Raw genomic sequence first — 20,874 nt, forward strand, 5'->3', positions numbered from 1 at the left:
TTAGCTTTGCGGCGGATAAATATGCTCGCCGCTGCGATAGTCTGAAATCGAGTAGCAACCTTCACCCAGCTCACGGACGGAGCTCTGGCCGATATCGGCCTTGCCGTAGCCGCCAGGAATATCGAGAATGTAGGTCGGTTGGCAAAGGCCGGAAATGCGGCCGCGCAGGCTTGCTACGATTGCCTGCCCTTCGGCGATGCCAAGGCGGAAGTGGCTGGTTCCGGGCGCAAGGTCCGGATGATGCAGGTAATAGGGCTTCACCCGCGTCTCCACGAAAGCCTTCATCAGCGCCGCCAGCACCTCCGGATCGTCGTTGACGCCCTTCAGAAGGACCGACTGGCTGATAAGCACGATTCCGGCATCGACCAGCCGGGCGCAGGCGGCGCGCGCCTCCTCCGTCAGCTCGCGTGGATGGTTGGCATGCAGCGCCACATAGATGGTCTTGCCGCTCGCCTTCAAAGCCGCAATCAGCGCCGCATCGATCCTTGACGGGTCAACGACAGGGATGCGGGTATGGAAGCGGACGATCTTCACATGGTCGATCTCGGCAAGCTGCCCGAGAATCTCTTCCAGCCGGCGCGGCGAGAGAATGAGCGGATCGCCACCGGTCAGGATGACCTCCCAGATCTCCTTATGGTCGCGGATATAGGCAAAGGCGCCGTCCAGTGCATCGCCATCCAGCGTGCCAAGTCCCTGCGGTCCGACCATCTCGCGGCGGAAACAGAAGCGGCAATAGACCGGGCAGACATGCACGGCCTTCAGCAGCACGCGGTCGGGATAGCGATGCACGATGCCCTCGACCGGGCTATGCGCGTGATCGCCGATCGGATCGGCGCGTTCCTCCGGGGAGACGGTAAGTTCGGCGGCATCCGGCACGAACTGCCGGGCAATGGGGTCGGCAGGGTTTGCGGGGTCGATCAGGCGCGTCACGGTCGGCGTCAGGGCAACGGCATACCGCTCCGCCACCGCCTCGAGCGCGATCGCCTGATCGCCATTGATCAACCCGGCGCGCTCAAGCTCTCCGATGGTCCGGATCGGGCGCATCACATTCATGCGTCATACTCCGCGACCGGTGCCCACAGCACCTGCTCGATCCGTGAGGCGCCGGTTGCCAACATCACGAGCCGGTCGAAGCCCAGCGCGATGCCGCTCGCCTCGGGCATGACGGTAAGCGCCTCCAGAAACTCCTCGTCCAGCGGATAGGTCTCGCCATAGACACGCTGCTTTTCCGCCATCTCGATCTCGAAGCGACGACGCTGCTCTTCGGCATTGGTGAGTTCGCCGAAAGCATTGGCCAGCTCGACGCCGCAGGCATAGAGCTCGAAACGCTCGGCAACGCGATGATCCCTGGCCGATGGCCGCGCAAGCGCCGCCTCAGAAACGGGATATTCGTCGAGAATGGTGGCGCGTCCGAAGCCCAGATTCGGCTCGATCTTCTCCACCAATACGCGGCTGAAAAGATCCTGCCACAGATCGTCGTCGGCAACGCGAATGCCCGCCTTGCGCACATCCGCCGCCAGGCGCTCGCGATCCGTCGATCCGTCGAGACCGATGGAGGCGAAGAGATCGATACCGGCATATCGTTCGAAGGCGGCCGCGACGCTGATTCGCTCGGGCGGGAGAAATGGATCGATCTCCGCGCCGCGGTAGCTGAGTTTCTTCGCCCCGACCGTCTCGGCCGCCAGCGCCAGCAGCGCGGCACAATCCGCCATCAGGATTTCGTAGCTCTCTCCTGCCCGATACCATTCCAGCATGGTGAATTCCGGATGGTGCAGCGGCCCACGCTCGCGATTGCGATAGACATGGGCAAAGCAGGCAATGCGTTCTTCACCCGCCGCAAGCAGCTTCTTGCAGGCAAATTCGGGTGATGTATGCAGATAAAGTGGCGATGCCTTGCCGTCGGTCGTCAGCGCCTCGGTCTCGAAAGCATGCAGATGAGCCTCGTTGCCGGGCGACACCTGCAGCGTCGCCGTATCCACCTCGATGAAGTCGTTGCGCGTGAAGAAAGTCCGCAGCGCCGCCTGGATGGCATTGCGGCCGATCAGGAACGGCCGCCGGTCCGCATGGACATTGCGGGTCCACCAGGGGGACGCTTTGCTCGTCTTTGGCTTCATTCCTAGCTTTCTTCAGGGCACCGGCCGCCTTGGGGGTGGCTATTTCCGTTGATTTAGGGTAGTTGCGCCCCCAAGCAAACAAAAGCTGCGTCTCGGAGAGCATTTCGACAGTCACTCTACGACGCAAAAGGCAGCGTTACAAGGAAGTCTTATGGTCAAGGTCATCGCCTCTTCGGTCCGCAAGGGCAACGTTCTCGACGTCGACGGCAAGCTCTACGTCGTTCTCACCGCACAGAACTTTCATCCGGGCAAGGGTACGCCGGTCACGCAGGTCGACATGCGCCGCATCGTCGACGGCGTGAAGGTGTCCGAGCGTTGGCGCACCACCGAGCAGGTCGAGCGCGCCTTCGTCGAAGACGTGAACTTCCAGTACCTCTATGAAGACGGCGAAGGCTTCCACTTCATGAACCCGGCCACCTACGACCAGGTCGTCGTCGATGCCGAAACCATGGGCGACCAGAAGGCCTACCTCCAGGAAGGCATGACCTGCATTCTGTCGATCCATGAGGGCGTTCCGCTGGCGCTCGAACTGCCGCGCCACGTCACGCTCGAGATCACCGAGACCGAGCCGGTCGTCAAGGGCCAGACGGCATCTTCGTCCTACAAGCCCGCCATGCTCTCGAACGGCGTGCGCACCATGGTTCCGCCGCACATCAACGCCGGCACCCGCGTCGTCATCGCAACGGAAGACAATTCCTACGTCGAGCGCGCCAAGGACTGAGCCTCGGCCACCTGCTTGCATGAAGAACGCCTCGTCCTGGTGACGGGGCGTTTTGCGTTTTGGGAAAATTGAAGCCGGAGGGGCAGCGACTGCGCGAAGACTTACCGTGCCGCCCTGGTTGCGGTGGGCCTGGTTACGGCGCACTGGCCTTTTTCTCATCCACCTGCGCCGCACCGGCAGTTTCGGAAGGCGTTTGCATATCGGTGCTGTGCTCATGCGGAGCCAGGGACTGCAGATGCAGGACGCGCGGCGACATGGCGTGCATGAAGGCGTCGGAGCGGCCGATATAGATAAGGGTTGCATCTTCCAGCTCGGCCAGCAGAGCAAAGGCCTTCGCCTGAACCTCGGCCTCCAGCCCTTCCAGGGCATCGTCGAAGACGACCCATTTCGGCTTTGCAAGCAGCAAATGCGCAAAACCGACGGCTTTCTGCTCTTCAGTATCGAGCAATCGATCCCAGCGAGCCTGCGTATCGAGACGGCTCTTCAGACGGCCAAGCCCTACCTTGTCGATGACGGCATCGACGGCGGCATCGTCATAGGCGTCCCGATCGTCCGGAAAACAGATTGCCTCCCTGAGGGTGCCGGTCGGCACATAGGGCGTGTGCGGCACGAACAGCATGTCGTCCATCGGCGGCAGGCTGACCGTGCCGGAACCGCTATACCATTGATGCGCCAGCACCTCGAACAGCAGCCTGCGGTTCACGCCGTGATCGCCGTTGATCATCACATGCTCGCCGGCATTGATCGTGACCGTACCCTCCGCGATCCGGAAGCCGTTTTCCGTCGCCTCGTCGCTGGTCTTCGTCGAAATCTCCAGATCGGTCCAGACCATCGTGCCCGGCGCCGCCTTTTCGAAGACGAGGGTGTGCGGCATCGGCATTTTATCGTCCATTTCCGTCAGTGCCTTGCGGAAATCAGTGACGCGCATCAGCGTCGCACGCCATTCGGCAATCGGGCCGAAATTGGCGACATACCAGCGCAGCGCCGAATTGACCTGATTGAAGGCGCCGACGGCCACCATCAGCTGACCGAAGGTCAGACCGCCGGAGAAATAGGCGGGCGCGGCAACGAGGATGGGAATGATCAGTACCAGCCAGCCATAGCCGGCCGAAACCCAGGTGAGATTGGTATTGGCGATGGCAAGCTGACGGATGACGGCAAGCACGGCCGATATATCGAGATTGATCCGCCGGCGCTCGTTCTCCTCGCCTCCGGCGATGGTGATTGCCGGCATATGCTCATTGGCATGCATGAGCGCGAAGCGCAGCTCGGCTTCCTTCGAATAGCGGTCTGCATTCAATCTCACCAGACGCCGGCCAACAAATTGGCTGAGGAAAGAGGCGGATCCGGCATAGAGGATTGCCGCCCAGACCATGTAGCCGGGAATGGAGAAGCTCATGCCCCGGAGGTGAAAGACCATGCCGCTGGAGAGCTCCCAGAGCACGCCGATGAAGCTCAAAAGCAGGATCGTCGCCTGTACCAGTCCGATGGCAAGCCCCGTCGAGCTTTCGGCAAGATTGCGGGCGTCCTCATGCAGTCGCTGGTCGGGATTGACGCCGATCAGGCCGGAGGAGGCAAGACGAAGCGCACGCTTGGCCTGCAGCCATTGATCGACTAGATCGCGCGCCAGCCCCTCGCGCATGTAGAGCGCGGTCATCTGGTTGAGCCAGGCCTGAACGACATTGAGGACCAGCAGCGAGCCGGCGATGATGCCGAAGACACCGAGCTGATGGAAGAAAGCGGAAATATCGCGCCTTGCCAGCGAATCGTAGAAGGGCGCATTCCAGTTGTTGAGCAGCACCTGGACATAGGCCGTGACCAGAATGATCACGAAAAGCGCGATAGTCAGGGAAATGATCTTGATGCGGACCGGCGAATTCCAGAAAGCGGAGAACATCATCCTCAGCCGAAAGAAAAGGCTCAAATCGTATCCGACCTGTTCATTTCCCTCGATATTCGGCTTGGCTTGCTTTTCAACTGCCATCAGCACTTCCCTGCGACGCGTCCCGTCAGTTAATCATGACCCGCCCTCATGTCCACCCTTGCAATAGATCGGTGGGATCACATTCCTATATACACGGTTTCGCGTCTTGAACCGAATAAGGTCAGCAATTAGCTTGCGCTCGAAAGATTGAGAAAGCCTTCCGATGCAATTCCAGGGAACCGCCGACTATATCGCCGACAAGGATCTGATGGTCGCCGTCAATGCCGCCATAAGGTTGGAGCGACCACTTCTCGTAAAGGGCGAACCCGGTACGGGTAAGACCGAACTTGCACGCCAGGTGGCGGCCGCGCTCGGTCTCGACCTGATCGAGTGGAATGTCAAATCGACGACGAAGGCCCAGCAGGGTCTCTACGAATATGATGCAGTTTCACGTCTGCGCGACAGCCAGCTCGGCGACGTCAGAGTTCATGATGTCAGGAACTATATCCGTCAGGGCAAGCTCTGGCAGGCCTTCACCTCGCTGAAGAAGTGCGTGCTGCTGATCGACGAGATCGACAAGGCCGATATCGAATTCCCGAACGATCTCCTGCAGGAACTCGACCGCATGGAATTCCATGTCTACGAGACCGGGGAGACGATCCGGGCCGCGATCCGCCCGATCGTCATCATCACCTCGAACAACGAGAAGGAACTGCCGGACGCCTTCCTGCGCCGCTGTTTCTTCCACTATATCCGCTTTCCCGACATGGAGACGCTGAAGCGCATCGTCGAGGTGCATTATCCCGGCATCAAGCAGGCGCTCGTTCATGCGGCACTGACGCAATTCTTCGAAATCCGCGACGTGCCGGGCCTGAAAAAGAAGCCTTCTACCTCCGAAGCGCTCGACTGGATCCGCCTGCTGGTTGCCGACGATATCGATCCGGAAACGTTGCGCGCCGATGCGAAGAACGCGTTGCCGAAGCTGCATGGCGCACTGCTGAAGAACGAGCAGGATGTCCATCTCTTCGAACGGCTAGCCTTCATGGCGCGAGGGCAAGGAAAGTGATGCTGCCGGATGCCGTGAAAGTCCTAATCTATGCGGTTCGAGATGGGCATCTGCTTGTCTTCGATGAGCCAGATTTTCCCGCTGTCCAGCTCCAGGTTCCTGGCGGCACGGTCGAGGATGATGAAGATCTTGAGCTCGCAGCCGCACGCGAGTTCGAGGAGGAAACGGGCCTCACTTCGGGCCTTCTGCGCAAGTTGGGCGTGCATGACTATCGCTTTGAACGCGAAGGGCGCACCTATCATCATCAGCGACACTACTTCTGTTGCAATCTGCCGGAGACAGTACCCGACACGTGGCACCATTTCGAGATGAAACCGTTTGGCGGCGGCGGGCCGATCTGCTTCCGTTTTTTCTGGATACCGCTAGCTGAAGCACACAAACGCCTTGGCTACAATATGGACGCACTTCTCAACCGTCTGTAGGCGAGAACGGACATCAGAACACGGCCGCCAACCATCGCGACCTTGCCCCATTGACCCGCGGAGATGTCGGGTTTATGAAATTTCTCTCGTGGTGATTTGGCCGGCCGGCTTGCAGCCACGTTAAATAAGTCGCTAAAGGGCCGCGTGCGGACCGGTAGCGATTCTTATCGCGGCCGGTTTTTTTGTATTTGGCGAGTGAAACAATGCCCATCAAGATTCCCGATACGCTCCCCGCGTTTGAAACCCTTCAGAACGAGGGTGTGCGGGTGATGACCGAAACGGTGGCGTTCCGTCAGGATATCCGCCCCCTTCAGATCGGGCTTCTCAACCTCATGCCGAACAAGATCAAGACCGAGATCCAGATGGCGCGCCTGGTCGGCGCATCGCCACTGCAGGTGGAGTTTTCGCTGGTGCGCGTTGGCGGCCACAAGGCCAAGAACACCTCGCAGGAGCATCTGCTTGCTTTCTACGAAACGTGGGAAGAAGTGAAGCACCGCAAGTTCGACGGCTTCATCATCACCGGCGCGCCGATCGAACTGCTGGAATATGAAGACGTCACCTATTGGAAGGAAATGCAGGAGATCTTGGATTGGACAACCACCAATGTCCATTCGACGATGAACGTCTGCTGGGGCGCCATGGCGGCGATCTACCATTTCCACAAGGTGCCGAAATATACGCTGACGGAGAAAGCCTTCGGCGTCTATCGCCACCAGAACCTGAAGCCCTCCTCGGTCTATCTCAACGGCTTCTCCGACGATTTCGCCATTCCGGTGTCCCGCTGGACCGAAGTGCGCCGCGCAGACATCGAAAAAGTGCCCGGCCTGGAAATCTTGATGGACTCGAGCGAGATGGGCGTCTGTCTCGTGCACGAACAGGCCTGCAACCGGCTCTACATGTTCAATCACGTGGAGTATGATTCTACCTCGCTGGCAGATGAGTATTTCCGGGATGTGAATGCGGGCGTGCCGATCAAGATGCCGCACAACTACTTCCCGCATAACGATCCGGAAATTCCTCCGCAGAACCGGTGGCGCAGCCATGCGCATCTGTTCTTCGGCAACTGGATCAATGAGATCTACCAGACCACGCCGTATGATCTGGAGGAGATTGGCCAGGAAAGGACGTGAGGCTTGTTCATTCCCTTCTTCCTGAAACTTAAGGAAGCGAAGGTTCCGGTGACGCTCCGGGAATTCCTCTCGCTGCTTGAGGGAATGGAAGAAGGGATTTCCGATTACGACGTGGAGGCTTTCTACTATCTGGCCCGCGCGACGCTGATTAAGGACGAGCGCTTTATCGATCGCTTCGACCAGGTCTTCGCCGATTACTTTCGCGGCGTCGAGGCGATCGGCGGCAATGCCGATGGAGAAGCAATGGAGCCGACCGCCATTCCCCAGGAATGGCTGCGCAAACTTGCCGAGCGGCATCTGACCGAAGACGAAAGACTAGAGATCGAGGCGCTCGGTGGCTTCGACAGGCTGATGGAGACGCTGCGCGAGCGCCTCGCCGAGCAGAAGGGCCGGCATCAGGGCGGCTCGAAATGGATCGGCACATCAGGCACTTCCCCCTTCGGCGCCTACGGCTACAATCCGGAAGGCGTGCGCATCGGCCAGGAAACCTCGCGCCATCGCCGCGCGGTAAAAGTCTGGGATCGGCGCGACTTCAGGAATCTCGACGACGGCGTCGAGCTCGGCACCCGCAACATCAAGGTGGCGCTAAAGCGCCTGCGCCGCTGGGTGCGCGAGGGCGCGGCCGAGGAACTTGATCTTTCCAGCACGATCCGCTCGACCGCGGAGCATGGCTATCTCGACGTTCAGACACGGCCGGAGCGTCGCAACGCGGTGAAGCTTCTGATGTTCTTCGATGTCGGCGGCTCGATGGACGACCATATCCGCGTCGTGGAGGAACTCTTCTCCGCCGCCCGCGCGGAGTTCCGCCACATGGAGTATTTCTACTTCCATAACTGCCTCTACGAAGGCGTGTGGAAGGACAATCGCCGCCGGCGCGTCGATATTACGGCAACGACCGACCTCATCCGCACCTTCGGTCCCGATTATCGCGTCGTCTTCGTCGGCGACGCCTCCATGAGCCCCTACGAGATCACTCAGCCGGGCGGCTCGGTGGAGCACTGGAACAAGGAGGCCGGCGAGGCCTGGCTTGGCCGCGTGACAGGCCATTTCCGCAAATGCATCTGGATCAACCCCGTGCCGGAAAGCTATTGGGGCCATACGACCTCGATCTCAATCATCCGCCGTCTGATGAGCGACCGCATGTATCCCTGACGCTTGGTGGGTTGGAGAAGGCGACAAGGGAATTGTCGCGCTGAGCGGATCAGCATTTGCATGCCGTATCGCCACCAAATGGACACAACCATTTGTAGAAAGAGGAGTGCAGTGGATATCGCTACGACTTGCTGCGGAAAGCGATGGGGATGTGCGTGCGCTACGCTTTAAAAATACTTTTCTTCATCGCAACCATTTTGTTCGCCTCGCAGCAGGCAAGATCCGAGGAAGGGGGCTTCTCCGGACAATGGGAACAGATCGGCTCCAAGGCCAGCATTGGTGAAAAATGCCGAATGGGAATAATCAGCCAGGGCAGATTTATGAGAATCAGCACCAGCAATGGCTGGAGCGCTACTGCGGAGACAAGCAGCTACGGAAATTCCAACTACGCGGCAGGCATGGGACGTTGGAACTCGTACGTGGAAAAATACAGTCAAAAGGCGTTCTACATCCTTCTCGCCGTTCGCGGCGACAGGTTGATGGTGATCATGAAGACCGAAAAAGCGGATGGGTCGAACCAAATGATCAGAACGCTTTTCAGCAGACGGACAGCCAGCTCTCTTCACGATAAGCCGAACGGATCAGGACGAAATCGACCGCCTGTCTTATGCGCCTCACATTCACAGCATAGCCTGTCAGTCTAGCTATGGGCAAAGCCTAATCAGACCTTGATCCCTTTCCGCTTGCCCTTAAATTTCGCCTTCTGCCCGGTTGCGGAACCGCGCGAATGGAGGCAGGGTCTGGCCTCACATACTCAAAAGCAATGGATGAGCTGATATGACGGAAAGCACTTTGCAGCGGGAACATTTTGGGACGACGGCCGATGGGGATACCGTTTATCGCGTCAAGATCGTCGGTGGCGGCCTGACGGCTCATATCATGTCATGGGGCGCGGTCATCCAGGACCTTCGCCTTGATGGCCATGAGCCGGCGCTCCTGCTCGGTTTCGACAATTTTTCTGACTATCCGGCTCATTCCTCCTATTTCGGCGCCACGCCCGGCCGCTGCGCCAACCGCATCGGCGCCGGTCGCTTCACGCTTGATGGTAAGCAGTATCAGCTGGAGCTCAACGAAAAGGGCGTCACCCATCTGCATGGCGGCAAGAACAATATCGCCAAGCGCAACTGGACCATCGTCGAGCACGATACCGACCGCGTCGTCCTGAAGATCGTCGATCCCGATGGTCGTGCCGGCTATCCCGGCAATTGCACGATCCAGGCGACCTATTGGGTCCATGGCAACGGCGAATTGTCAGTCACCTACGAATCCACAACCGACCAGCCGACGCTCGCCAATGTCTGCCAGCACGCCTATTTCAATCTCGACGGCCGCGACGATGCCCTCGGCCACGACATCATGATCGCCGCCGATCACTACACACCGACGGACGACAAGCAGGTGCCGACCGGCGAGATCCGCTCCGTCGAAGGCACCGCCTTCGATTTCCGCGAGATGGCGCCGATGAAGCGCTTCGAAGGAAGCGAGCAGGCGCTTTACGACCATAATTTCTGCCTCTCGACCGAGCGTACCGCCAAGCGGTCCGTGGTCCTTGCCCGCAGCGTCAATTCCGGCGTCTCGCTCGAGGTGCGCACCACCGAGCCCGGCGTGCAGTTTTATACCGGTTTCAAGCTGGACGTGCCGGTTCCCGGCCATGACGGCCGCAAGATCGGCCCGTTTGCCGGTTTCTGCCTGGAAACGCAGGTCTGGCCCGACGCCATCAACCACCAAGGCTTCCCCAATGCCGTGCTCCGCCCGGGCGAGGTATTGCGGCAGGAAACGGATTACATCTTCACCAAGAACTGAGTTGGGCATGGCCCGCTCATTTGAAAGTCGGCCGGGCGTCCAAAGCGCCCGGCCGATTCTTTTTTGCGATGCGACCAGATTCGCCTTGTGGATTGGTTCTAAATAGGTTCTATATAAACACCATGGATAGAACCAGTTTGATCCTCGAATTGAACAATCGCGGTTTGAGCGACGAGACCGCGAGCGGACCGCTTTACAAGCGCCTGGCGCAGGCGCTGATCGGCCTCATCCAGGAAGGTTTGCTGAAGCCCGGCACGGCGTTGCCGGGCGAGCGAGACCTAGCCGGAGCGTTGGAAATCGGCCGCGTCACGGTGCGTACCGCCTATCGCGATCTCCTCGCCTCGGGCATCATCGAATCCCGCCACGGCAGCGGCACCTTCGTCTCGCAGCATGTCGAGCGCATCGAGCAACCGCTCTGGCGCCTCTCCTCCTTCTCCGCCGACATGCGCTCGCGCGGCCGCGAACCGGCGGCGCGCATCCTGTCACGCACCGTCAGCGCACCGGCGCCGGAGGAATCGTTCCTGCTCGGCCTCCGCCTTGATGAGCCCGTGTTGCGGCTCGACCGACTGCGCCTGGCGGATGGCCAGCCACTCGCTATCGAGCGCGCCGTCGTTCCCATCAAGTTTCTGGGCGAAGATGCCATATCCGAAGGATCGCTATATGACGCCCTTGCCGCCAAGGGTTTCAAGCCGGTGCGTGCCCAGCAAAGGCTGACTGCAGTGACGCTCGACCCGACCTCCGCCTCGATCCTGACCGTGAAGGCCGGCGCGCCGGCGCTTCTGATCGAACGCGTCTCCCGCCTGGCCGACCAGCGCGTCGTGGAATATACCCGCTCGCATTATCGCGGCGATGCCTATGATTTTGTTGCTGAATTGAGAATTGGAGATGACCTATGAGCGAGACCCAATCCCTGATGCTGACGGAAGCCGGCCAATCGCCCGAGGTGGTTGCGACGCTGCTTGAAAAGGAAAAGCCCGCTTTCGCCGAGATCGCAAAGCTCTTCTCGACCGGTCGTCCATCGCTGATCACGACGGCCGCGCGCGGCTCTTCCGACCATGCCGCCACTTTCTTCAAATATCTCTTCGAAATCTCCTGCGGCATCCCGGTCGCCTCCGTCGGTCCATCGATCGCCTCCGTCTATGGCGCACCGCTGCATCTGAAGGGGGGCATCCACTTCACCGTCTCGCAGTCCGGCGGCAGCCCTGACATCATCGCCCTGCAGGCCGCTGCCAAGAAGGGTGGCGCCACCACGATCGCCGTCGTCAACGTCACCGACAGCCCGCTCGCCAAGGAGGCCGACATCGTGCTCGGCCTCAATGCTGGCAAGGAACAGAGCGTCGCTGCGACAAAATCCTTCATCGCCTCGGTTGCCGCCCTTGCCGGCGTGACGGCAGCGATTTCGCAGGATAAGGCCCTGATCGACGGCCTTGCGAAACTGCCGGAAGCGCTTGCCGCCACCTCGGGCATCGACGGCAAGGCTGCCGAGGATGTGCTTTTCAATGCCTCCTCACTCTATACCGGCGGCCGCGGTCCCGCCTTCGCCATCGCGCTGGAAGCAGCTCTGAAGGCCAAGGAAACCGCCGGCCTTCATGCCGAAGCCTTCTCGCTGGCCGAACTCATGCACGGCCCGATGCGCCTCGTGCAGCCGGGATTCCCGATTGTCGCCTTCTCGCCCGACGATGCTGCCTTTGCCAACAATGCCCAGGCGCTCGAACGCCTGCAGAAGCTCGGCGCCACCGCCGTCTCCTTCTCAACCGCACCGCTTGCCGGCATCAACCTGCGCATGCCGACGACGGGCAACGGCCTGCTCGATCCGCTCGTGTCGCTGCTGTGCTACTATCGTCTCATCGAGTCGGTGACGCGTCGCAAGGGTTTCGACCCGGACAAGCCGGCTAATCTCCTCAAGGTAACGGAGACCATGTGATGGACTACAAGGTCTTTACCGGTGCCCGCATCTTCGATGGCGACCGGTTTCACGAGGATAGCGCATTGGTGATCGGCAATGGCCGTATCCATGCCATTACCGGTGCCAATGATGTGCCCGACAATGCCGAAACGATCGCGTTGAACGGCGGTGTGCTCGCTCCCGGCTTCATCGATGCGCAGGTCAATGGCGGCGGCGGCCGCATGCTGAATGACGAGCCCTCGGCCGACTCCATGTTTATGATCGCCGCAGGACACCGCCCCTACGGTACGACATCGCTACTGCCGACGCTGATCACCGATGTCGCGGCCGCGAGCGCGGCGGCGATCGAAGGCGCGATCGAGGCCGTGAAAGCCAATCGCGGCGTCGCCGGACTGCATCTGGAAGGCCCCCATCTGGCGCCGGCCCGCAAGGGCGCGCATCTTGCCGAGCTGATGCGCCCGGTCGAAGACAGCGACGTCCGGACCTTCATCCGCGCCCGTGAGGCGATCGGCACATTGCTGGTGACGATTGCGGCCGAGCAGGTCACCGAGCGGCAGGTGCAGGCACTCGCCGAAGGCGGCGTCATCGTTAGCATCGGCCATAGCGATTGCACGGCGGAAGCCGCCGATGCGCGTTTCGATGCCGGTGCGCGCGGCGTTACCCATCTTTTCAACGCCATGAGCCAGATGGGCCATCGCGCACCCGGTCTCGTCGGTGCGGCGATCGATCACCCTGCCCCCTGGTGCGGCATCATCGCCGACGGCCATCATGTCGATCCGATAGCGCTACGCGTCGCGCTGCGTGCCAAGCGCGGTGAAGGCCGGCTGTTCTTCGTCACGGATGCCATGTCGCTCGTCGGCACCGATCTTCCGAGCTTTACGCTGAACGGCCGCACGGTCTATCGCACCAAGGGCGGCTATTGCTCCAAGCTGACGCTCGATGACGGCACGCTGGCGGGCTCCGATGTCGATATGGCCTCCACCATCCGCTACGGCGTCAATATTCTCGAGCTGCCGCTGGCTGAGGCCCTGCGCATGGCGACGTCCTATCCCGCCCGTTTCCTGCGGCTCGCCGACCGCGGCCATCTGACGCCGGGAACCCGCGCCGATCTCGTCCACATCAACGACGCCATCGAAGTCACCGAAACATGGATCTCCGGCCAGCCTTCGGCCTAAAATTTGAAAAGGAGGCTCGGCATGACCGCAGTCACGGACAGCTATTTCACCGCCCTCATCGGCCGGCTGGAAACCTTGCGTGAAACGCTGGCCGAGCCGATGTCCAGGGCTTCGGCCGCCATTTGCGCGGCCGCACGCGCCGATCGCCGCGTCTATGTCTTCGGCACCGGCCACTCGCACATGCTGGCCGAGGAGGTGCATTATCGCGCCGGCGGCCTCGCCTTCACCATTCCCGTGCTCGTGGGCTCCGCAATGCTGCATGAAGGCGCTGTGATCAGCTCGGTCTATGAGCGCACCGAAGGGCTTATCCGCCCGGTCTTCGAACGCTACGGCATGCAGCCGGGCGACGTGCTGATTATCGCCTCCAATTCCGGCGTCAACGCCGCGCCGATCGAGGCGGCCGATTATGGCCGCGAAATCGGCGCGACGGTCATCGCCATCACATCGCTCGCCTATTCGGCCGCCATCGCCAATGGACGCCGGAGATTGGCCGATATCGCCGATATCGTGCTGGACAACGGCTTGCCGCCGGGCGATGCCATGATCGATCTGCCGGGCACGGAGCTGAAGGTCGGGCCGGCCTCGACAGCCGTCGGTACGACGGTCCTGAACGCCATCTTCGCCGACGTCGCTGCCGAACTCTGCAAGGATGGCAATCCGCCCGTCTACCTCAGCGCCAACATGCCGGGCGCCAAGGAAACCAACCAGCAGCTGGTCAAGAAATACCGGCCTCGCAACCCGCATCTCTAAAGCAATTCTAGGAAAAGTGCGCAGCGGTTTTCCGTCCGGGATTGCGTGAAAACAAAGAGATAGAGCGGCTTAGAGATTCCGTGAAAAACTGAAACGCTCTCAGGTCCTATCCGAAAGCTCTCAGCAGCTTCCTACCTGAACCCCGTAAAAACAATGGGATAGGGCGGCTGAGCGTTTCCCGTGAAACACCCAGCCGCTTGGTCAGGCATCATTGTGCCGCGGCATCGGTGGCCGAAGGCTCCTGCGCGGCTTCCGCCTGCTTGCGCCGCCGGCGCAGGACGACATAGAAAACCGGCGTCAGGAACAGGCCGAACAGCGTCACGCCGAGCATGCCCGAAAAGACGGCCGTGCCGAGCGATTGCCGCATTTCCGCGCCGGGGCCTGTGGCAATCATCAGCGGCACGACGCCGAAGATAAAGGCGAAGGCCGTCATCAAGATCGGACGCAGACGCAGGTGGCTGGCCTCGATGGCCGCCTCGACGGCGCTCTTTCCCTCAGCCTGCGCTTGTCGGGCAAACTCCACGATCAGGATCGCGTTCTTGGCCGCAAGGCCTATCAGCACGATAAGCCCGATCTGCGTGAGGATATTGTTGTCCATCCCCCTCAGATGCACGCCGATCAGCGCCGCCAGAACCGCCAGCGGCACGATGAGAATGATCGCAAGCGGCAGGATCCAGCTTTCATATTGCGCCGACAGCGCCAGGAAGACGAAGATGACCGACAGGGCGAAGATATAGATCGCGGTATTGCCGGTATGCTTTTCCTGATAGGCAAGCTCCGTCCATTCGAAGGTCGTGCCCGAAGGCAGGAGGTTCTTCGCCAGCCCCTCCATGATATCGAGGGCCGAGCCGGTAGAGACGCCCGGCCCCGGATTACCTTGAAGGGGGACCGAGACATACATGTTATAGCGCTGCACCAGCGTCGGCCCGGTCGTATCCCGGATATCGACCAGCGTGCCGAGCGGCACGAGCGCTCCGGTCGCCGAACGCACCTTCAGCGCCAGAATATCCTCACGGTCCATGCGATATTGCTGATCGGCCTGCGCCCGCACCTGATAAACGCGGCCGAAGGCATTGAAGTCGTTGACATAGGACGTGCCGAGATTGATCGACAGCGTCTCGAAGATATTCGGGATCGGCACGTTGAGCGCCCGCGCCTTGTCGCGGTCGATCGCCAGGAAATATTGCGGGCTGTTGGCGGAGAAGGTGGTGAAGACGCCACTGACACCCTTATTCTGCGCGGCAACACCCATCATCTGATAGGCGAGCGGCAGGATGCGGCGCATGTCAGCATTTTCCCGGTCCATGATCTGCATCTTGAAGCCGCCGGAATTGCCGATGCCACGGATCGACGGCGGCGGAATGGCGATGATGAAAGCCTCCTCGATGCCTTGCAGGCTGCCGAAGAGCTGGCCGATGATCTTGGTGGCCGTGTCGCCGCTCTTCAACCGCTCCTCGAATGGCTTGAACGGCGTGAAGATGACACCCGAATTCGAGGCATTGGTGAAGGTTGCACCGTTGAAGCCGGCAAAGGCGACCGCATTGGCGATGCCGGGCGTCTTATTGATGATATCGGTCGCCTTCTGGATGACGGCGTTGGTGCGTGCCAGCGAGGCTCCATCAGGCAGCTGCACGACGACGATGGCATAGCCCTGGTCCATCGTGGGCACGAATCCCTGCGGCACGATCCGGCCCATGTACCATGTGCCGGCGAGCAGCCCGGCGAAGACGAGAAGCGCGCAGGCGAGAGCCGCCCACGTCGTGACGAGGTGGCGGACGATCCAGGAATAGCCGCGGCTCATTCGCTCGAAACCCCGGTTGAACCCGTCACCCAGGGCACGGCCGAAGCGCGCGAAGATATTGTTGGATTTCTCGTGGCTGTGCGGACGAAGGACGATCGCGGCGATCGCCGGCGAGAGCGTCAGCGAGTTCAGGCAGGAAATCGCCGTCGCGACCGAGATCGTCACCGCGAACTGCCGGTAGAATTGCCCGGAAATGCCGGGAATGAAGGCTGTCGGCACGAAGACCGCAATCAACACCAGCGAGATTGCCAGCACAGCCGTACCGACCTCGTTCATCGTCACATGTGACGCCTCTTTCGGCGTCATACCGAGTGCGAGGTTGCGCTCGACATTCTCCACCACCACGATCGCATCGTCGACGACGATACCGATGGCGAGCACCAGGCCGAACAGTGTCAGCATGTTCAGCGAGAAGCCGAAGGCGAGCAGGAAGGCGAAAGTGCCGATCAGCGAAACGGGGATTGCGACAATCGGAATGATCGCCGTTCGCCAGGATTGCAGGAAAACCAGCACAACGATGGCGACGAGAACCGCCGCCTCGAAGATCGTCTTGTAGACCTCGTGGATCGACTCGGCGATGAACTCCGTCGGGTTGTAGATGATGCGGTATTCCAGCCCCTGCGGAAAATCCTGCGACAAGTCCTCCATGGTCTTCTGGATATCGGCGGCGGCGGCGAGCGCATTGGTGCCGGGCCGGGCAAAGACGCCGAGCGCCACCGCCGGGCTGCCGTTCAGATAGCTGTTGGTGACGTAATCCTGAGCGCCGAGCTCGATGCGCGCAACATCCTGCAACTGCACGAGACGCCCGTTGCCGGTTGCCTTGACGATGACGTAGCGGAATTGCCGTGCGTCGGAAAAGCGCCCCTGGGTCGTGACGGTGTATTGGAAGGCGTTGGTGCCCGAAACCGGCGGCCCGCCGATCGCGCCGCCCGACACCTGCACGTTCTGGTCCCGCAGCGCCTGCACGATATCGCCGGCGGTCATGCCGTAAGCCGCAAGCTTTTCCGGATCGAGCCAGATGCGCAGCGAATATTGCCGCTCGCCGAAGAGCTGCACGTCGCCGACACCGTCCAGACGGACGAGAATGTCGCGGATGCGCGTACGCGCATAGTTGGAAATGTAGAGCTGGTCGTAGCGATTGTTCGGCGAGAGGAGATGCACGACCATCATCAGATCGGGCGAGCTCTTGACCGTCGTAATGCCGATGCGGCGGACGTCGTCGGGCAGGCGCGGCTCGGCGATGGCGACGCGGTTCTGCACCAGCACCTGCGCCTTGTCGAGATCGGTGCCGAGCTTGAAGGTGACCGTCAGCGACATGGAGCCGTCGGCACTGGAATAGGAGGACATGTAGAGCATGTCCTCGACGCCGTTGACCTCCTGCTCAATCGGCGTCGCCACCGTATCGGCGATAGTCTGGGCGTCGGCGCCGGGATAGGAGGTGCGAATGACGATAGTGGGAGGCGCAACCTCGGGATATTGCGCTACCGGCAATTGGAAATACGCGATGCCGCCGACGATCAGCAGCACGATGGAGAGGACCGATGCGAAAATCGGCCGATCAACGAAGAAGTGGGAAAACCTCATTGGCTGGTCCCCTGTGCATCGGCCTGGGCCGGCGGCTCGTCGTTCGTCGCCTGCTGCGGCAGCTCGATCAGCTGCGGTGTCACCTTGACGCCGGGCCGGATCCGCATCAGCCCGTTGACGACGATCGTCTCGTCGCCGGTCATGCCGTCACGGATGACGCGATAGCCATAGAGCTTCGGCCCGAGGCGCACGGGCTTCGGCGTGATATTGCCGGCGGTATCGGCGACATAGACGACGCGCTGATTCTGATCCGAGCCGATAGCTTCGTCTGGGATCAGGATCGCCTTGTAGCTGTTCGAGCCTTGCACCTGAACGCGTCCGAACAGCCCGGGCTGCAGGATGAAATCAGGGTTCGGGAAGCGGGCGCGGACACGGATCGTGCCCGTCTCGTTGTCGACGCGGTTTTCGGCGAAATCGAGCTTGCCCTTGAACGGCTTCTGGCGGGAATCGGCGATGGTCACCGTCACATCCAGCCCGCCGCCGCCCTGCTGCAGGGCACTGCCGTTCTTACGAGCCTCATCGGCATAGGAGAGCAGCCGGCGCTCGTCGACGTCGAAATAGAAATCGATGGGATCGAGTGACACGATGGTCGTCAGCACGGTCTGATCGGCCTGCACGAGATTGCCGACGGAAATCAGCCGACGGTCGATGCGGCCGCTGAGCGGTGCGGTGATCTTGGTGAAATCCATGTCGAGATTGGCGCGATCGACAGCGGCCTGCGCACCACGCACATTCGCTTCGGCGGAAACGAGATCGCGGCGGCGGTCGTCGAGGGTCGACGCCGACTGGCTGCCCGTTGTCGACAGCGATTGCGCACGCTTGAATTGTGCATCGGCGAGCGTCAGCGACGACTTCGCGACTTCCAGCGAGGCCGTCGCTTCATTCAGTGCGGTCACGAATGGCCGCTGGTCGATGACGAAAAGCAGATCGCCCTGCTTGACCATGGCGCCATCCTTGAAATGCACTTCCTGCAGATAGCCGCCGACCCGCGAGCGCACGGAAACTTCATCGACCGCCTGGAAGCGCCCAATGAACTCGTCGCTGTCGACAACATCGCGGACGATGGGCTTGGCAACCGTGACGGGCGGAGCCGGCGGCGCACCCTGCGCCAGCGCCTGGGCGCCCGAAAAAACGGCAAGAACACAGCTGAACAACACGGCACGCGGCAGCATCGGCATGAAGCCCCCCCTCGAAAAACCGCATGCGGCATCAGGCGCCGTCATCACGGTAAGCGCTCACGAAATTTGTCTGCAACTTTCTACGAAGAACCTGTCGCCATCAGGCGCAATCCAATCAGGCCGCTTCGGACTTCCCCAACATGCGCCACGGGCCACGTCGGCCCGGGGGTATCAACCGGCCCGTCGTCCGGCAGCATGCTTTAATGTATAAACGGTTTATCGGATTCGACAACAGGGAATGAACCGGCCGCGACCGAGCGCAACCGATTGTTTTTACTGCATAGTAAAGACGCGCATAGGATGAGCGGATATAGGCCTTAGCCCTCCAGCTCCTCGCGCAGCATTTCGAGCTCCAGCCATTCCTCTTCCATCCTGGTCAGGCTTTCGCGCAGCTTTTCCATCTCCGCGGCAAGACGGTTGAACGTTGCGGCATCCTTGGAAAAGAGGTTCGGATCGGCCATTTTCTTCTCGCGCGTGGCAATCTCGGCCTCCGCCTTGGCCATTTCCTTCGGCAGGTTTTCGAGCGCGAATTTCTGCTTGTAGGAAAGCTTGCCCTTGCCCTTCGAAGCCTCGGAAGCCGACGCCGAAGCTTCGGTCGATTTCGGCTTTTCGGCCGCCTTTTCAGCCCGTCTCCGTTCCTCGATCGCTCCCTTGCGCTGAGCGAGCATGTCGGAATAGCCGCCGGCATATTCGATCCAGCGACCATCGGGCTCTTCCGGATCGGCGGGCGCTATCGTCGAGGTCACGGTACGGTCGAGGAAGTCACGGTCGTGGCTGACGAGGATGACCGTACCGGCAAAGCCGGACACGATTTCCTGCAGTAGATCGAGCGTCTCGATATCGAGATCGTTCGTCGGTTCGTCGAGGATCAGAAGATTGATCGGCCGCGACAGGATGCGCGCCAGCATCAGCCGGGCGCGCTCACCGCCGGAGAGGTTCTTGATCGGCGTGCGCGCCTGTTCGGGCTGGAAGAGGAATTCCTTCATATAGCCGGTCACATGCCGCTGCTCGCCATTGACGAGCAGGTTCTCGCCGCGGCCATCGGTCAGATAGTTGGCGAGCGTATCTTCCGGGTTCAGCTCCTCGCGCTTCTGGTCGAGCGTCGCGATCTCCAGATTGGTGCCGAGCTTCACCGTGCCGCTATCAGGCTCGAGCTGACCCGTCAGCATCTTCAGAAGCGTCGTCTTGCCCGCGCCGTTCGGGCCGACGAGACCGATGCAATCGCCGCGATGCACACGGATCGAAAAGGGCGCGACGATGACCCGCTCATTATAAGCCTTGGTAATCTTGTCTGCCTCGATCACCAGCTTGCCGCTTTCCTGCGCATCGGAAGCAGCCGCCTGTACGGTGCCCAAAGCACCTCTATGGCCGCGGTAGCGCGAACGCATATCCTGAAGCTCGCCGAGGCGGCGCATGTTGCGCTTGCGCCGCGCCGTCACGCCGTAGCGCAGCCAGTGCTCCTCGCGCTCGATCTGTTTGCCGAGCTTGTGCTGCTCCAGCTCCTCGGCCTCCAGCACCTGATCGCGCCAGGCCTCGAAATGGGCAAATCCCTTATCCAGCCGGCGCGAGGTGCCGCGATCCAGCCAGACGGTCGCGGTCGAAACCTTCTCCAGGAAACGCCGGTCGTGCGAGATCAGCACGAGCGCGCTGCGGCTCTTCTGCAGTTCGCCTTCCAGCCACTCGATGGTCGGCAAGTCGAGATGGTTCGTCGGCTCGTCGAGCAGCAGGATATCCGGTTCCGGCGCCAGAACGCGGGCAAGCGCCGCACGGCGTGCTTCCCCGCCGGAAAGATTCTTCGGATCCTCTTCGCCGGTCAGGCCGAGATGCGACAGAAGATAGGTGACGCGATAGGGATCATCGCCAGGCCCGAGGCCGGCTTCGGCATAGGCCGCGACCGTCTTGTAACCGGCAAAATCCGGTGCCTGCTCGAGATAGCGCACGGTCGAAGACGGATGACGGAAGACTTCGCCTGACTGCGCCTCGACGAGACCAGCAGCGATCTTCAGGAGCGTCGACTTGCCGGAACCATTGCGCCCGACAAGGCAGATCTTGTCACCCGGCTCCACCTGCAGGCCGGCACCGGCGAGCAAGGGCGCACCGCCAAAGCTCAGGAAGATGTCGTCGAGTTTCAGAATGGGAGGGGCCAAG

General features: G+C 61.0%; 16 protein-coding genes, 1 pseudogene and 1 riboswitch. Of the genes and pseudogenes, 11 read left to right on the plus strand and 6 right to left on the minus strand.

Annotated features, from left to right (window positions below):
* Complete coding sequence (locus tag AC13RC_RS26685; RefSeq protein WP_488559041.1) at window positions 1–1,053, minus strand: lysine-2,3-aminomutase-like protein; 1,053 nt, start codon at window positions 1,051–1,053, stop codon at window positions 1–3.
* Entirely contained in the window at window positions 1,050–2,114 is a 1,065-nt protein-coding gene (epmA, locus tag AC13RC_RS26690) for an EF-P lysine aminoacylase EpmA (protein ID WP_488559042.1), read from the minus strand. The genes AC13RC_RS26685 and epmA overlap by 4 nt, the downstream gene beginning before the upstream one ends.
* 151 nt (window positions 2,115–2,265) lie before the next feature.
* On the opposite strand from epmA, the gene efp reads away from it, so the two are divergent.
* Window positions 2,266–2,835: an elongation factor P gene (efp, locus tag AC13RC_RS26695; RefSeq protein WP_069611558.1), complete on the plus strand. Its 570-nt coding sequence runs from the start codon at window positions 2,266–2,268 to the stop codon at window positions 2,833–2,835.
* A 133-nt stretch (window positions 2,836–2,968) separates the two neighbouring features.
* On the opposite strand, the gene AC13RC_RS26700 is transcribed toward efp, so the two are convergent.
* Complete coding sequence (locus tag AC13RC_RS26700) at window positions 2,969–4,819, minus strand: ABC transporter ATP-binding protein/permease (RefSeq protein WP_488559043.1); 1,851 nt, start codon at window positions 4,817–4,819, stop codon at window positions 2,969–2,971.
* Between the two features lie 163 nt (window positions 4,820–4,982).
* Here AC13RC_RS26700 and AC13RC_RS26705 point away from each other — a divergent pair, with 163 nt between their 5' ends.
* From AC13RC_RS26705 to AC13RC_RS26750, 10 genes and pseudogenes are all read left to right on the plus strand, one after another.
* A complete protein-coding gene (locus AC13RC_RS26705; RefSeq protein ID WP_488559044.1) occupies window positions 4,983–5,825 on the plus strand; it encodes an AAA family ATPase in 843 nt (280 codons plus the stop codon).
* A complete protein-coding gene (locus tag AC13RC_RS26710; RefSeq protein ID WP_488559045.1) occupies window positions 5,825–6,247 on the plus strand; it encodes an NUDIX hydrolase in 423 nt (140 codons plus the stop codon). Before AC13RC_RS26705 ends, AC13RC_RS26710 begins: the two co-directional genes overlap by 1 nt.
* A gap of 78 nt (window positions 6,248–6,325) precedes the next feature.
* Window positions 6,326–6,403: riboswitch (SAM riboswitch) on the plus strand.
* Window positions 6,404–6,450: 47 nt separating this feature from the next.
* The gene (metA, locus tag AC13RC_RS26715) at window positions 6,451–7,377 is read left to right on the plus strand and encodes a homoserine O-acetyltransferase MetA (protein ID WP_183809591.1); all 927 of its coding nucleotides are present in this window, start codon (window positions 6,451–6,453) and stop codon (window positions 7,375–7,377) included.
* Window positions 7,378–7,380: 3 nt separating this feature from the next.
* A pseudogene (locus AC13RC_RS26720) lies at window positions 7,381–8,573 on the plus strand (vWA domain-containing protein).
* 105 nt (window positions 8,574–8,678) lie between these two features.
* Entirely contained in the window at window positions 8,679–9,173 is a 495-nt protein-coding gene (locus AC13RC_RS26725; RefSeq protein WP_488559046.1) for a hypothetical protein, read from the plus strand.
* Window positions 9,174–9,306: 133 nt separating this feature from the next.
* Complete coding sequence (locus AC13RC_RS26730; RefSeq protein WP_488559047.1) at window positions 9,307–10,332, plus strand: aldose epimerase family protein; 1,026 nt, start codon at window positions 9,307–9,309, stop codon at window positions 10,330–10,332.
* A gap of 122 nt (window positions 10,333–10,454) precedes the next feature.
* Window positions 10,455–11,228: a GntR family transcriptional regulator gene (locus tag AC13RC_RS26735; RefSeq protein WP_488559048.1), complete on the plus strand. Its 774-nt coding sequence runs from the start codon at window positions 10,455–10,457 to the stop codon at window positions 11,226–11,228.
* Window positions 11,225–12,256, plus strand: a complete 1,032-nt coding sequence (locus AC13RC_RS26740) for an SIS domain-containing protein (RefSeq protein ID WP_488559049.1) — start codon at window positions 11,225–11,227, stop codon at window positions 12,254–12,256. Before AC13RC_RS26735 ends, AC13RC_RS26740 begins: the two co-directional genes overlap by 4 nt.
* A complete protein-coding gene (gene nagA / locus AC13RC_RS26745) occupies window positions 12,256–13,413 on the plus strand; it encodes an N-acetylglucosamine-6-phosphate deacetylase (protein ID WP_488559050.1) in 1,158 nt (385 codons plus the stop codon). The genes AC13RC_RS26740 and nagA overlap by 1 nt, the downstream gene beginning before the upstream one ends.
* A gap of 21 nt (window positions 13,414–13,434) precedes the next feature.
* A complete protein-coding gene (locus AC13RC_RS26750; protein WP_113352713.1) occupies window positions 13,435–14,163 on the plus strand; it encodes an SIS domain-containing protein in 729 nt (242 codons plus the stop codon).
* Window positions 14,164–14,371: 208 nt separating this feature from the next.
* Here AC13RC_RS26750 and AC13RC_RS26755 read toward each other — a convergent pair whose 3' ends face one another.
* From AC13RC_RS26755 to AC13RC_RS26765, 3 genes are all read right to left on the minus strand, one after another.
* On the minus strand, window positions 14,372–17,548 hold the full coding sequence (locus AC13RC_RS26755) for an efflux RND transporter permease subunit (protein ID WP_113352714.1): 3,177 nt from the start codon (window positions 17,546–17,548) through the stop codon (window positions 14,372–14,374).
* Complete coding sequence (locus tag AC13RC_RS26760) at window positions 17,545–18,720, minus strand: efflux RND transporter periplasmic adaptor subunit (protein WP_173004603.1); 1,176 nt, start codon at window positions 18,718–18,720, stop codon at window positions 17,545–17,547. Before AC13RC_RS26760 ends, AC13RC_RS26755 begins: the two co-directional genes overlap by 4 nt.
* Window positions 18,721–19,043: 323 nt before the next feature.
* Window positions 19,044–20,873: an ABC-F family ATP-binding cassette domain-containing protein gene (locus tag AC13RC_RS26765; RefSeq protein ID WP_488559051.1), complete on the minus strand. Its 1,830-nt coding sequence runs from the start codon at window positions 20,871–20,873 to the stop codon at window positions 19,044–19,046.
* Between the last annotated feature and the right edge of the window lies 1 nt (window position 20,874).

This window comes from Martinezella sp. CNPSo 3890, from assembly GCF_057784455.1.

Bases quoted from the DNA above. Each gene is read 5' to 3' on its own strand.
- AC13RC_RS26750 (WP_113352713.1), top strand. From the start codon at position 13,435: ATGACCGCAGTCACGGACAGCTATTTCACCGCCCTCATCGGCCGGCTG.
- AC13RC_RS26740 (WP_488559049.1), top strand. From the start codon at position 11,225: ATGAGCGAGACCCAATCCCTGATGCTGACGGAAGCCGGCCAATCGCCC.
- AC13RC_RS26710 (WP_488559045.1), top strand. From the start codon at position 5,825: ATGCTGCCGGATGCCGTGAAAGTCCTAATCTATGCGGTTCGAGATGGG.
- AC13RC_RS26705 (WP_488559044.1), top strand. From the start codon at position 4,983: ATGCAATTCCAGGGAACCGCCGACTATATCGCCGACAAGGATCTGATG.
- epmA (WP_488559042.1), bottom strand. From the start codon at position 2,114: ATGAAGCCAAAGACGAGCAAAGCGTCCCCCTGGTGGACCCGCAATGTC.
- metA (WP_183809591.1), top strand. From the start codon at position 6,451: ATGCCCATCAAGATTCCCGATACGCTCCCCGCGTTTGAAACCCTTCAG.
- AC13RC_RS26760 (WP_173004603.1), bottom strand. From the start codon at position 18,720: ATGCTGCCGCGTGCCGTGTTGTTCAGCTGTGTTCTTGCCGTTTTTTCG.
- AC13RC_RS26700 (WP_488559043.1), bottom strand. From the start codon at position 4,819: ATGGCAGTTGAAAAGCAAGCCAAGCCGAATATCGAGGGAAATGAACAG.
- AC13RC_RS26735 (WP_488559048.1), top strand. From the start codon at position 10,455: ATGGATAGAACCAGTTTGATCCTCGAATTGAACAATCGCGGTTTGAGC.
- AC13RC_RS26685 (WP_488559041.1), bottom strand. From the start codon at position 1,053: ATGAATGTGATGCGCCCGATCCGGACCATCGGAGAGCTTGAGCGCGCC.
- AC13RC_RS26755 (WP_113352714.1), bottom strand. From the start codon at position 17,548: ATGAGGTTTTCCCACTTCTTCGTTGATCGGCCGATTTTCGCATCGGTC.
- AC13RC_RS26725 (WP_488559046.1), top strand. From the start codon at position 8,679: ATGTGCGTGCGCTACGCTTTAAAAATACTTTTCTTCATCGCAACCATT.
- efp (WP_069611558.1), top strand. From the start codon at position 2,266: ATGGTCAAGGTCATCGCCTCTTCGGTCCGCAAGGGCAACGTTCTCGAC.
- nagA (WP_488559050.1), top strand. From the start codon at position 12,256: ATGGACTACAAGGTCTTTACCGGTGCCCGCATCTTCGATGGCGACCGG.
- AC13RC_RS26730 (WP_488559047.1), top strand. From the start codon at position 9,307: ATGACGGAAAGCACTTTGCAGCGGGAACATTTTGGGACGACGGCCGAT.